This is a genomic window from Pseudomonas sp. PKS (assembly GCF_051913525.1).
GTDB lineage: Bacteria > Pseudomonadota > Gammaproteobacteria > Pseudomonadales > Pseudomonadaceae > Aquipseudomonas > Aquipseudomonas guariconensis_D.
On the sequence record NZ_JBEGDO010000005.1, the window covers coordinates 165,300 to 177,661 of the forward strand.

The 12,362-nt window shown below is 65.9% G+C and carries 8 protein-coding genes; 1 reads left to right on the forward strand and 7 read right to left on the reverse strand.

Annotation, left to right across the window (positions count from 1 at the left end; all coding sequences use genetic code 11):
* Positions 1 to 47: 47 nt before the first annotated feature.
* The 7 genes from ABOA88_RS07700 to ABOA88_RS07730 all read right to left on the reverse strand — a co-directional run bounded on the left by ABOA88_RS07700 (position 48) and on the right by ABOA88_RS07730 (position 11,061).
* On the reverse strand, positions 48 to 1,688 hold the full coding sequence (locus ABOA88_RS07700; protein ID WP_367851869.1) for a fatty acid--CoA ligase: 1,641 nt from the start codon (positions 1,686 to 1,688) through the stop codon (positions 48 to 50).
* An 11-nt stretch (positions 1,689 to 1,699) separates the two neighbouring features.
* Complete coding sequence (locus tag ABOA88_RS07705) at positions 1,700 to 3,472, reverse strand: acyl-CoA dehydrogenase C-terminal domain-containing protein (RefSeq protein ID WP_367851870.1); 1,773 nt, start codon at positions 3,470 to 3,472, stop codon at positions 1,700 to 1,702.
* On the reverse strand, positions 3,465 to 5,939 hold the full coding sequence (locus ABOA88_RS07710) for an efflux RND transporter permease subunit (RefSeq protein ID WP_367851871.1): 2,475 nt from the start codon (positions 5,937 to 5,939) through the stop codon (positions 3,465 to 3,467). Before ABOA88_RS07710 ends, ABOA88_RS07705 begins: the two co-directional genes overlap by 8 nt.
* Before the next feature lie 28 nt (positions 5,940 to 5,967).
* Positions 5,968 to 7,035, reverse strand: a complete 1,068-nt coding sequence (locus tag ABOA88_RS07715; protein ID WP_367851872.1) for a WD40/YVTN/BNR-like repeat-containing protein — start codon at positions 7,033 to 7,035, stop codon at positions 5,968 to 5,970.
* 61 nt (positions 7,036 to 7,096) lie between these two features.
* Positions 7,097 to 8,458 (reverse strand): DUF1329 domain-containing protein, encoded by a 1,362-nt coding sequence (locus ABOA88_RS07720; protein ID WP_367851873.1) that lies wholly within the window; start codon positions 8,456 to 8,458, stop codon positions 7,097 to 7,099.
* A gap of 17 nt (positions 8,459 to 8,475) precedes the next feature.
* The gene (locus ABOA88_RS07725) at positions 8,476 to 10,410 is read right to left on the reverse strand and encodes a DUF1302 domain-containing protein (protein ID WP_196163377.1); all 1,935 of its coding nucleotides are present in this window, start codon (positions 10,408 to 10,410) and stop codon (positions 8,476 to 8,478) included.
* Positions 10,411 to 10,494: 84 nt separating this feature from the next.
* Positions 10,495 to 11,061, reverse strand: coding sequence for an RBBP9/YdeN family alpha/beta hydrolase (locus ABOA88_RS07730; protein ID WP_196163376.1), 567 nt, complete (start codon positions 11,059 to 11,061; stop codon positions 10,495 to 10,497).
* A 276-nt stretch (positions 11,062 to 11,337) separates the two neighbouring features.
* Between ABOA88_RS07730 and ABOA88_RS07735 the strand changes: the two genes are divergently transcribed.
* The gene (locus tag ABOA88_RS07735) at positions 11,338 to 12,351 is read left to right on the forward strand and encodes an AraC family transcriptional regulator (protein ID WP_182941164.1); all 1,014 of its coding nucleotides are present in this window, start codon (positions 11,338 to 11,340) and stop codon (positions 12,349 to 12,351) included.
* Positions 12,352 to 12,362: the final 11 nt, after the last annotated feature.

The following is a 12,362-nucleotide window of genomic DNA, read 5'->3' on the forward strand; positions in this document are numbered from 1 at the left end:
GTCCGCGCAGGCCCTTGTGGTGGGTTTACCCGCGAAAAGCCCAGTGCCTAAAGGCAGGTCTGGCGAATGCGCTTCTTGTCGATCTTGCCCACGCTGGTCTTGGGGATTTGGTCCACGAAACGCACCTGCCGGGGTACGGCCCACTTGTTCAGCCGCCCGCTGTCGACATATTGCTGCAGATGCCGGGCAAGGGCTGGCTGGTCCAGCGTCACGCCGTCGGTGCAGACCACCAGGGCCAGCGGCTGCTCACCCCAGCGTTCGTCCGGCAGGCCGATCACGGCGACCGAGTCGACGCCGGGGTGCTGGCTGATCAGGCTTTCCAACTCTACCGAACTGATCCACTCGCCTCCGGTCTTGATCACGTCCTTGATCCGGTCGCGGATGCGCATCACCCCGTGCGCGTCGATGCACGCCAGATCGCCCGTGTGCAACCAGCCGCCGGCCCAGAGCGCGGCGCCTTGCTCGGGCGCGTTGAGGTAGCCCTGGGTCAGCCAGGGCGCACGCACCACCACTTCGCCGAGGGTTTCGCCGTCATGGGCCACGTCTTGGCCCTCGCCATCGACGATGCGCAGATCCACCAGCGGGATCGGCACTCCGGCCGCGATGCGCAGGGGCACCTGCTGCGCCATGGGCAACGCCAGGTCCTCGGCGCTCAGGCAGGTCAGGCTAAGCAACGGGCAGGTTTCGGACATACCGTAACCGCAATGCACGCGAATGCCCCGCTCGCTGGCCCGCTGGGCCAGGCCCTGGGTCAGGGCGCTGCCGCCCAGGAGCATCTTCCAGCCATTGAGGTCTGTGCGCTTGCCCTCTTCGCAGTCGAGCATCATCTGCAGCAAGGTGGGCACGCAATGGGAGAAACTCACCCCTTCGTCACGGTACAGGCGCACCAACTGGTTGGCCTCGTAACGCCCGGGATAGACCTGCTTGATACCTAGCGCCGTGGCCACATAGGGCACGCCCCAGGCGTGCACATGGAACATTGGCGTGATCGGCATGTACACATCGCCCGTGCGCAACAGCGGCTCGCCGCCACAGGCGGCGAGCGTGCCCAGCTCGTTGAGGGTATGCAGCACCAGCTGGCGATGGGTGAAGTACACGCCCTTTGGATCGCCAGTGGTGCCGGTGGTGTAGAACAGCGTCGCGACGGAGTTTTCATCGAAATCGGGGAAGTCGAAGTGGCTGTCCACCGCCGCCAGCAAGGCCTCGTACTCGCCCACCAACGGCAGGCCGGTCACCGGCGCCAGCCCTTCGCCGAGGCGGATGAAGCGCTCGACCGCGCCCAACTCGCCGTGCAGTTGTTCCATCAGCGGCAGGAAGTCGTCATGCACAAGCACCAACCGGTCTTCGGCGTGGTTCATGGTGTAGCGGATCTGCTCGGCGGACAGACGCACGTTGACCGTGTGCAGCACCGCGCCGATCATCGGCACGGCGAAGAAGCACTCCAGCGCCCGGTGGCTGTCCCAATCGAGCAAGGCCACGGTATCTCCGGGGCGCACGCCGGCCTCGGTGAGCACATTGGCCAGGCGCTGGATGCGCGTTTGCAAGGTGGTGTAGCTGTAGCGCAACTGGTCGGCGTAGACGATCTCCTGCCCCGGCTGGTAGCGCACGCCCGACAGCAGCAGGCGCTTGATCAGCAGCGGGTAGGTGTAGGCCTCGGCCGCCGGTGCGATGACGCGAGTCTTGATCATGGTGCCCTCCATCACAGCTGCGCCTCGTCGAGCAGATAGAGGCTGTCGCTGCCAGCCTTGATCACGGCGCTGAGCGAATGGATGCGCGGCAGCATGCGAGCGAAGTAGAACCGCGCCGTGCCCAGCTTGCTCTGGTAGAACGCGCCCTCCTGCGCAATAGCCACGTCGGCCATCCGCGCCCACAGGTAGGCGTACAGCGTGTAGCCGAAGGCGTGCAGGAACTCCACCGCCGCCGCGCCGGTTTCCCGTGGGTTGCCTTGGGCGCGATCGAGCACCCAGGCAGTCAGTTCGTCCAGGTTGTCCAGCGCGGCCAGCAACGGCGTGCGGAACTCGCCGCGCGACGGCGCCAGGCCTCGGGCGAATGCGCGCATCTCATCGGACAGCAACTGGTAGCTGCGCCCGCCGTCGGCGACCAACTTGCGGCCTACCAGGTCCAGGGCCTGGATGCCATTGGCGCCCTCGTAGATCTGGGTGATGCGGCAGTCGCGGATCAACTGCTCCTGGCCCCACTCGCGGATATAGCCATGGCCGCCGAACACCTGCTGGCCATGCACCGTCGTCTCCAGCCCCATGTCGGTCAGAAACGCCTTGGCCACCGGCGTCAGCAATGCCACGCGGGCCTCGGCCTGGCCGCGCACGTCGGCTTGCTCGCTGTACTTGGCCACGTCCAGTTGCTGCGCCACATAGGTGGAAAACGCCCGCCCACCTTCGTTGAGTGCCTTCATGGTCAACAGCATGCGGCGCACGTCCGGGTGCACGATGATCGGGTCGGCCGCCTTGTCGGGCGCCTCGGGGCCGATGGCCGCGCGGCCCTGCAGGCGGTCACGGGCATAGGCCAGGGCGTTCTGGTAGGAACGTTCGCCCAGGGCCAGGCCCTGGATGCCGACGCCCAGGCGCTCGTAGTTCATCATGGTGAACATGGCGTTCAGGCCCTTGTTCGCCTCCCCCACCAGGTAGCCGAGGGCACCATCGAAGTTCATCACGCAGGTGGCCGAGGCCTTGATGCCCATCTTGTGCTCGATGGAGCCACAGCTGACCGCGTTGGCCTCGCCCAGCTCACCATCGTCCTCGACCATCACCTTGGGCACCAGGAACAAGGAGATCCCCTTGGCACCGGCCGGCGCGTCAGGCAGCTTGGCCAGCACCAGATGGATGATGTTTTCGGTCAGGTCCTGCTCGCCGCCTGTGATGAAGATCTTGGTGCCGGTGATGCGGTAGCGACCATCGGCCTGGGGCTCGGCGCGGGTGCGGATCAAACCCAGGTCGGTGCCGGCATGGGGCTCGGTCAGGCACATCGAACCGGTCCAGCGCCCCTCGTACATCGGCGGCAGGTAGCGGGCCTTGAGCGCTTCGCTGGCATGGTTGAGCAGCGACAGGCAGGCGCCGGCCGTGAGCATCGGGTACAGGCCAAACGACAGGTTGGCGGCGTTGAGCATTTCCTCGACCTGGGCGCCGATCACCTTGGGCATGCCCATGCCACCGAACGCCGGGGCGCCCGTCACACCCACCCAGCCATCGGCCGCGTAGGTCCGGTAGGCGTCGACGAAGCCATCCGGGGTCGTCACCGTGCCGGCCTCGAAGCGACAGCCTTGTTCGTCGCCGCTGCGGTTGAGCGGCGCCACGACCTGGGCGATGACCTTACCAGCCTGTTCGAGCACGGCCTTGGCGGTATCGGCGTCGACCTGCTCCACCAGTGCAGGCGTCTGCGCCCACCAGGCCGGGATATCGAAGACTTCGTTGAACAGAAAATCCATATCGCGCAAAGGCGCAAGGTAATCAGACATGAGACGAACACTCGGCTTCTTGGTTGTTGGAGTGCAGCCCACCTTGGGTGCGGGGGCCGGTGACGGTCGCCCGGACCTTGTCGCCGGGCAGGAGGAAGTACGACAGCGCCGGGATCAGCACCAGCGCGCCGAGCATGTTCCACAGGAACATGAAGGTCAGCAGCAGGCCCATGTCGGCCTGGAACTTGATCGGTGACCAGGCCCAGCCCACCACACCGGCGGCCAAGGTGATGCCCACCAGGCCCACGACCCGGCCGGTGAAGGCCACCGCGTTCTGGTAGGCCTGGGCCAGCGAGAGGCCCTTGCGCTGGTAGTGCAGCTGCACGCTGAGCAGGTACAGGGCGTAATCCACGCCGATACCCACGCCCAGGGCGATCACTGGCAAGGTGGCGACCTTCACACCAATGCCCATGGCCACCATCAGTGCCTCGCACAGCACCGAGGTGAGCATCAGCGGCAGCACCGCCACCAAGGTGGCGCGCCAGCTGCGGAAGGTCACCAGGCAGAACAGCGTGACGGCCAGGTACACCAGCAACAGCATGGTGCGGTTGGCCTCGCGCACCACGATGTTGGTGGCCGCCTCGATCCCGGCGCTGCCGGCAGCCAGCAGGAACTGCCGATCATCACGGCTGTTGGCCTGGGCGAAACGCTCGGCAGCAGCCACCACCTCATCCAGGGTGTCGGCCTTGTGGTCCTTGAGGTAGGCGATCACCGGCATCAGCGAGCAATCGTTGTTGAACAGCTCAGGGGCATTGACCGAGGCCTGCTGCGCGGCGTAGTTGAGCACATCCTGGTTGCGCTGGATGCTGTTGAGCTTGGGGTTGCCCTCGTAGGTACCGGCGGTGATCTGGCGCACGGCGTTGGTCAGCGACAGCGTGGTCTGCACCCCTGGCAGCTGTTGCAACTCCCAGGCCAGGCGATCGGCCAACACCAACGTCTGGTAGCGCAGACAGCCTTCAGGCGCGGTCTTGACCATGACCGCGAAGGTGTCGCTGGAGAGCGCGTAATTGTCGGTGATGTAGGCGTTGTCGCGGTTGTAGCGCGAGTCGGCGTGCAGCTCCGGGGCGCCGCTGTCCAGATCGCCGATCTTCAGTTGCAGGCTGGTCCACAGCCCCCCTGCCCCCATTGCCACGGCCACCAGCACCGCCGCCGTGGCCCACTTGCGCTCGGTAAAGCGGTCCAGCACATCCCACAGTTTGCCGAAGCCCCGGTGCGCGGCGGCGCGCGAATCGATGCGCAAGGCGCGCTCGGCGGCCTTGCGCCCGACACCGATGTACGACAGCGCCACCGGCATCAACAGCAGCGAAGTGAAGATCAGCACCGCCACCCCGATGCTGGCGGTGATGGCCAGATCCTTGATCACCGGAATGTCGATCAGCATCAGCACGGCAAAGCCCACCGCGTCGGCCAGCAGCGCCGTCACCCCGGCCACGAACAGGCGGCGGAAGGTGTAGCGGGCCGCGACCTGACGGTGGGTGCCGCGCCCGATGTCCTGCATGATCCCGTTCATCTTCTGCGCGGCGTGGGACACACCGATGGCGAAGATCAAGAACGGCACCAGAATCGAGTACGGATCGATCGCGTAGCCCAGCCAGGCGACGATGCCCAATTGCCAGACCACCGCGGTCAGCGAGCACAACACCACCAGCAAGGTACTGCGCACGCAGCGGGTGTACAGGTAGATGATCACCAGACTCGTGACCACCGCCAGGGCGAAGAACAGCATCACCTGGATCAAACCGTCGATCAGGTCGCCCATCAGCTTGGCGAAGCCGATCACGTGGACCTTGTAGGGGCCGGCCGCTTCGTAGTGGCTGCGCAGCTGTTCGAGCTGACGGGAGAACGCGTGGTAGTCCACGCCACGGCCGGTGGCCGAATCCCGGTCGAGCAGCGGCACCACCAGCATGCTCGACTTGAAGTCGCGGGCCACCAGGCTGCCGACGATGTTGGCGCGCTCGATGTTCTGGCGCAGCTGCTCGATGTCCGCCTGGGCACCCTGGTAGCCGTCCGGCATCACCGGGCCGCCCTGGAAGCCCTCTTCAGTGACCTCGGTCCAGCGCACCGCCGGGCTCCACAACGACTTCATCCAGGCGCGGTCCACGCCCTGGCTGAGAAACAACTCATCGTTGATGTGCCGCAGCGCCTGCAGGTAGGCCGGGTCGAAGATGTCGCCCTCGGTGGTCTCCACCACCACCCGCAACGAATTGCCCAGGCCGCGCAGGGACTGGCGGTTGTCCAGGTAGTTCTGGATGTAGGGGTGGCTCTGCGGAATCATCTTCTCGAAGCTTGGACGCAGCTCCAGGCGGGTCAGCGCCACATAGCCCAGTACCAGCGTGGCCAGGCACATGGCGAGCACGAACGCCAAGCGATGGTTGAACACCAGGCGCTCCAGCCCGTTGCCCGAGCGCGTGTCGAAGTCTTCGAGGTTGCGGATCACCGGCAAGGTGTCTTGTTGGATATCGGCCATCAGGGTTTTCTCTTGTTATGGACGGTGCTTACTGGAGCGCCAGCGTGCGTACGCCGCGCTCGCCCACCAGCACCAGATCGGTGGCGGTGTCAAAGGCGCTGGCACTCACGGGAGTGCGCGAGGCTTGGCGCACCAGGATGAAACTGGCGCCCCCATCGCGGCTTTGCAGCAGGTCACCGGCCTGGCTCGACAGCCAGAACTGGCCGTTGCTGTCCTGGCTGGCAGCGGTGAGGCTGGTGGCCAGGCCCGTGTTCACCGGCTGCCAGTTCAGGCCGCCATCGGTGCTGCGGTAGACATGGCCGCGCAGCCCGTAGGCCAGCAGCACCCCCGCTTTGCCGGTGATGCCGAAGAACGTGCCGCTGTAGGGCGTGGTCAGCCGGGTGAAACGCTGGCCGGCGGCATCGAGCTTGAGCAGCAGGCCCTGCTCGCCGGTGATGTACAGCGCGCCGTCGATCTGGGCCAGGCTGGTCAGGTGCAGGCCCTGGGGGTTGTCGCTGCGCTCGAGCCAGGGCGTCCAGCTGCGCCCGCCGTCAGTGGTGTGCAGCAGCAGATTGAACACGCCGACGGCAAAGCCGTGCTGTTCATCGGTGAACCACACATCCAGCAGCGGCTTGTCAGCACCTTCGGCCACAAGGCGCTCGCCCTCGGCCACCCAGGCGGCCCAGCGTTCATCCTGCGGGGCGGCCTGGGCCTGGGCGCGGTACCAGGCGAGTACTTGCTCTGCGAGCACGCGACCGTCCAGCTGTTTTTCCCAATGCTCACCGCCATCGCCGCTGTGCAGGATCACCCCGTCGTTGCCCACGGCCCAGCCACTGCGGGGAGTGGGAAAGCTCACCGCATTGAGGTCGGCGCTGACCGGTACCTGAGCCTGCTGCCAGTGCGCGCCGTGGTCATCGGAATACACGATGTGCCCACGGGGGCCGACAGCCACCAACCGCTCACCGGCACGGCCCACATCGCGCAAGGAGCTGACCGGCGCCAGCGCGCTGGGCATCGCTGGCAGGTCCAGCACATCCACGTAGGGCGCGGCCTGGGCCAGGCCATGCAGGGCGGCACAGAGCATCAGCACCTGGGCGCTTGATTTGAAGACAGACATCCCGAACCTCCCGATTCGTCGGACGGGGCCTGCGCAAGGCAACAGCGCAGGCCCCAGGCACTCAGCGAATACCGGCCCCCGCCAGGGACTCGGGCGACCATTGGGTCTTGGACAGGGGGTCGATGTAGCGGATACCGCCGTAGGCACCGACCACGCCATTGAGGTTGTAGGTGCCACCGATCAGGTCGTAGATCATGAACGGCGTGGCATCGGGGGTGGTCTTGTCGTAGCTCTGGGTGAGGAAGGCGAACGAGCCACGGTACAGCTGGCCACGGGCGTCGTACTGGTCCGAGGCCAGGGCGACCCAGCTGTCTTCATCGAGGTAGAAGCGACGCTTGTGGTAGATGTGGCGCGCGCCGTCCTTGAGCTTGCCCTCCACCACCCAGACCCGGTGCTTCTCCCAGCGCACGAACTGCGGCGCCAGGTGGTTGGGCGTGGTCAGCTGGCTGACATCGGTGTTGTAGGTCAGCTTGTAGGTGTTGTACGGCACGTACATTCCCTGCTTGCTCACCAGGGTCCAGTCGTAGCGGTCCAGGGCGCCGTTGAAGACGAACACGTCATCGTAGGTGCCCGAGCCCGAAGTGCCCGGGTTGGGTGTGTCGTAGGCCAGGTTCGGCGCCAGCTTCACCCGGCGCTGGCCCGGCAGGTACTGCCAGGCGCTACGTGGCTGGGCCAGGGGGTTGGCGGCGTCGCGCAGCATCATCGCTTCGCCGGCGCGGCGGGCTGGGGCGGTGTACACCAGTTTCATCTGGTAGTAGGTGTCCTTGGCGCCGATGGTCTTGCCCATGTCCTCATAGACCGGGTAGCTGATGTTGGCCTGGCCTGTGGTGGACAAGGTGGCCTTGCCGGCCGCATCGACGTTCCAGGAGTCGTACTTGGCGGTCATGCTCACGCCCTGGTAGCGCAGCAGGAAGTTCCACATGGCCTCGGCGCCGGTCTGCGGAATCGGGAACGGGATGCCCGGCAGCACGTTGTCCACCGCGGTACCGCCTTCCTGGCTGCGGGCGCCGGTGGCGTTCTTGAGGGTGTTGTCCAGCACCGGCTGCGGCAACGCGACGGTGCGGTGGGTCGGGTAGACATCCACCTGGAAGGTCGGGAAGCGCTTGAGCAGCTCCAAGGTGGTGGCGGTGAGCTGCGCCTTGTACTGCTCGGCGTTGGCAGCGTTGATCACCAGCAGCGGCTTCTCGCTGGCGAAGGGGTCTGGGCGCATGCTAGCGCCCTGCTGGTAGCTGGCCGGCGGGGTGACCAGGCCGCCCTGGTAGGCCGGGATGCTGCCGTCGGCGCTGGCAGCCTTTTCGGCCCCCACCGACGTCAGGCTGGTGCCCAGGCGCGCGACCTGGTCACTGGAGACTGCCGCCTGGGCGACATTGAGGGCGAGCAGCGACAGGCACGAGGCCAGCAGGGTGTTGTGCAGAGCTTTCATGATTGGGGTTCCTGTACTCAGAAGGTGGTCTTGAGGGTCAGGTAGAGCGCACCACGGTCCTCGGTGGTGGCGCCGCCACCGGAGAAGGAGGCGTAGCCGCCGCCATAGCAGGTGTAATCCTGCTCACCATCCAGGGCATTGGGGGTCGAGCCGTCGGTCTGGCCATCCTTGCAGGACTCGGCCTTGCCGAAGCTGTCGACATATTTGAGATCGACGAAATACTGGTTGTAGAGCGCAGCGCTCACACCGACGGCGTAGTTGCCGGTGTCTTCGGCGCCACCGCCCTGGACCGGCGACACACCGTCCAGGCCGACGTTGATCGACAGCGGCAGGCTCATGTCCACGCCGGGGAACACCTGGTACCAGGTGGGGGTGAAGTTGACCGCGATGCCCCAGTTGTCACGGGTGGGTTTGTCGATGCCGCGGTAACTGCCCTTGCCCTTGTACAAGGCCTCGTTGTGGCTATCGAGCTTGAGCAGGTTGCTGTAGAACAGCTCGCCCAACAGGGTCGCGGAGTCGAACAGCGGCGTGTCGCCGATGCTCATCAGCCCGTTGAGGGTCCAGTGCAAGGTGTCGCCGGTGGCGCTCATGCTGTCGCCATCGTGTGGAGTCTCATAGACCACGCCGCTGCTGGGCAGGCGCGGCGGCAACAGGCCGAAGCCATTGCCCAGGCCACCCTGACCGGGCGCGCTGACGATCGCCGGGATGCTCGAGAGCGGCATGTTGTGGCGGATGTTCAGGTCGCTGCCGACGCTGATGCCACCGACGTCCTTGGACAGGCTCAGGCCATAGATGTCGATATCGTCGGCATAGGCGAACTGGTACGTGGCGCTCTGTAGCGAGTTGTACAGGTTGCCCACGGCGCCCGGCAGCCCGGCCGGCGGGTTGCCGAACGGGCCGCGAGCGACGGTCAGGCCGCGGGCATCGAGCCAGGCCTGGGGCAGGATCTCCGAGCTCTTGCGGTAGTAGAAGCCCAAGGTGCCATCCAGCCATTCGGGCGACCATTTGGCCATGACGCCCCAGTCGCCGCGCTTGCGCGGGGTGAGGTCGTGGCCACGGCGAATGTTGGTCAAGGCGCCCTGCACCGGAATCAGCCCCGGGGTGCCGGTGTGACCGAGCAGGAAGCTCTGGGCGCCCTCGCCTACCAGGTCCGAGCCGCCGTAATAGGTGCCCGCTTCCGGCAGTCGGGCGGCGTCCCAATCCAGGAAGTACTGGGCGCCCAGGGTCAGTTCGGGATTGACCAAAAACGAGGCAGACAGCTGGTTACGCGGCACGAACAGCTCCTTGGCCTCGGTGCCGGGCGAGGCCGCGAGCTTGGCCAGGTCCAGGCCGGACTGCCCATAACTCAGCGAATGCACCGGGTTGAGCAGGGTCTCGCCCCAGAACAGGTTGTGCTGGCCGAGTTTGCCGCTGAGTTCGGACGCCTCGCCCACCTCGGTGCGCATGAACACGAACGCATCGAGCACTTCACCGGACGGCCCGCTGTAGTAGCGCTGGGCGTAGTTGCTCAGGTGCGGGCTGCCCAGCGGCACACCGGTGCCGGGCAGGCCATTGAGGCTGGGGTTGATGCCCGATTGCTCGCCGTTGCCGTTGACGAAGGGGTTGGCATTGGAGCCGGTGTTGTCGTAGGCCTTGTCGTACCAGCTGGCGGCGCTGACGCGAAAGCCCATGCGCTGCTGGTAGATCACATCCAGTTCAGTCAGCAGGTCGACCCGGTTGGTGATGGTGGTACCGGCCTTGCGGAAGTTGTAGTCGCCGTCGTTGTTGTTCGGCGTGGCCAGCATGCGCTTGTCGGCGCTCTCGGTGCGTACGCCGTAGTTGTACTTGACGGTGTTGTCCAGGCGAACGGACCAGTCCTCATGGCCGGTATCGACTTCGAAGGCCTGGGCACCAGGCAAGGTGAGCAGGCCAACGGTGCAGGCCAACAGACAGTGGGTGCGTGACTTGGGCATTGCGTGACTCCGGTTATTGTTATTGTTCTGTTCACCGCCCGTCGTGCGCGGGCGTTGGTCAAGCGGTGTTGCGGTATTGCGGTGTCAGCGGTCGAGTTGTTGGATCAGCGCCTCGGCCTGGGGCCAGGGGCCAAAACCGGCAGCCGGGTTGAGGTGGCCGACCGCGCCCAGCGCCAGCAACTCGCTGCCCCAGGCCTTGGCCAGGGCGGTGGCGGCGTCCAGGCTGGCCAGGTGATCATTGCTGCTGGCCGCGACGATGCTGGGGAACGGCAACGGCGCGAGCGGCAAGGGTGTCCAGCCGTTTTCCTGCAGGCGTTCGGGGCTTGGGTAGGCGGCGGGCCACTGGGCCTGCAGGTCCGGCGGTGCGGCCAGCAGCGCGCCCTTGATCGGCCGCTGATGGCGCGCCGCCCAGTGGGCCACCATCAGCACCCCGGCGCTGTGGGCCACCAGCACCACATCGCCGTCGATATGCTCGATCTCGCGCTGGATCGCCTCGACCCGGGCATTGCAGTCCAGGCCATTGATCTCCAGCGGCGGCACCGTACGCACCTTGGCCAGGCGTGCGTGGAGCAAGGTCTGCCAATGCTCGGCAACGTGCTCGCGCAGGCCGGGAACGATCAGGACGGTCGCGTTGGTATGCAGTTTTTCCACGTCGGCACCTCAGCCAGGGGTGGTGCGCCACCTGGTCGCAGGAGCGCTTTGGACCTCACAGTAATGAGCGGTCCAGCCAGGCGCTTTACATTGGGCGTCAGTGACTTTTCATTTGATGACAGCGACTTTGCCGGGGGTCGACGTCGCCTGGTTTATGGGGAAATGGCCGAAATTTCCAGACCAACAGCAGCTTCTCATTTGGTGACACCCGAGCTATAAGAAGAGACCCGTGGGCCGTCGCGGGTCACCTAATGAGAACGCGTGGAAAACAATAAAATGACCGCCCTCGTACGTGCTGCAAGCCTGACCAACTACCTCGAAGTGTCCCGTCATCTGGGGCTGAACCCCCATGCTTTGCTGGCCCAGGTCGGGCTCAGCGCCAGCCTTCTGGACGACCCCAACCAGCGCATCCCAGCCGCCACGGTGATCGCCTTGCTGGAGGCTTCGGCACAGGCCAGCCAGTGCGAGACCTTCGGCCTGCGCATGGCGGAACTGCGCCAACTGTCGGACTTCGGCGAGATCAGCCTGCTGCTCAGCCACCAGCGCACCCTGCGCGATGCCTTGCAGGTAATCGTGCAGTATCGGCACTTGCTCAACGATGCCTTGGCCATCCATGTCGAGGAAGCCGGCAAGACGGTGATCATTCGCGAAGAGGTGGTCACCGACCGCGCCCACGGCAGTCGCCAGGCCACGGAGCTGGCCATCGGCGTGATGCTGCGCCTGTGCGCGGCCCTGCTGGGCGCGCATTGGCGGCCGATCAGCGCCAACTTCACCCACACCGCGCCCGCCGATCCGACCATCCACCGGCGTATCTTCGGCTGCAAGCTGGTGTTCGGCAGTGAGTTCAACGGCATCGTGTGCCCGGCGACCGACCTGGACACCACCACCCCACTGGCCAACGAAGCCATGGCACGCCTGGCCCAGCGCTACCTGGACACCCTGCAGGCCAGCGGCACACCGTCGCTGGAGCTGGAAATGCGCAAGACCATCTACCTGCTGCTGCCCATGGGCCGCGCTACCATCGAACAGGTGGCGCAGACCCAAGGCATGAACGTGCGCACGCTACAGCGGCGCCTGGAGGACTGTGGCGTGACCTTCAGTGACCTGGTCAACGGCGTGCGCCGCGACCTGGTGCTGCGCTACCTGGAGAACCCCAATTATTCGCTGGGACGCATTGCCGACATGCTCGGCTATTCGATGCCCAGCTCCTTCACCCGCTGGTTCATCGCCCAGTTCGGCATGCCGCCGGCCAGCTGGCGGGCCAGTCATCCGCCCTCGGCGGCGCATTGAAGTGCTTGGGG

Bases quoted from the DNA above. Each gene is read 5' to 3' on its own strand.
- ABOA88_RS07715 (WP_367851872.1), bottom strand. From the start codon at position 7,035: ATGTCTGTCTTCAAATCAAGCGCCCAGGTGCTGATGCTCTGTGCCGCC.
- ABOA88_RS07710 (WP_367851871.1), bottom strand. From the start codon at position 5,939: ATGGCCGATATCCAACAAGACACCTTGCCGGTGATCCGCAACCTCGAA.
- ABOA88_RS07705 (WP_367851870.1), bottom strand. From the start codon at position 3,472: ATGTCTGATTACCTTGCGCCTTTGCGCGATATGGATTTTCTGTTCAAC.
- ABOA88_RS07735 (WP_182941164.1), top strand. From the start codon at position 11,338: ATGACCGCCCTCGTACGTGCTGCAAGCCTGACCAACTACCTCGAAGTG.
- ABOA88_RS07720 (WP_367851873.1), bottom strand. From the start codon at position 8,458: ATGAAAGCTCTGCACAACACCCTGCTGGCCTCGTGCCTGTCGCTGCTC.
- ABOA88_RS07725 (WP_196163377.1), bottom strand. From the start codon at position 10,410: ATGCCCAAGTCACGCACCCACTGTCTGTTGGCCTGCACCGTTGGCCTG.
- ABOA88_RS07700 (WP_367851869.1), bottom strand. From the start codon at position 1,688: ATGATCAAGACTCGCGTCATCGCACCGGCGGCCGAGGCCTACACCTAC.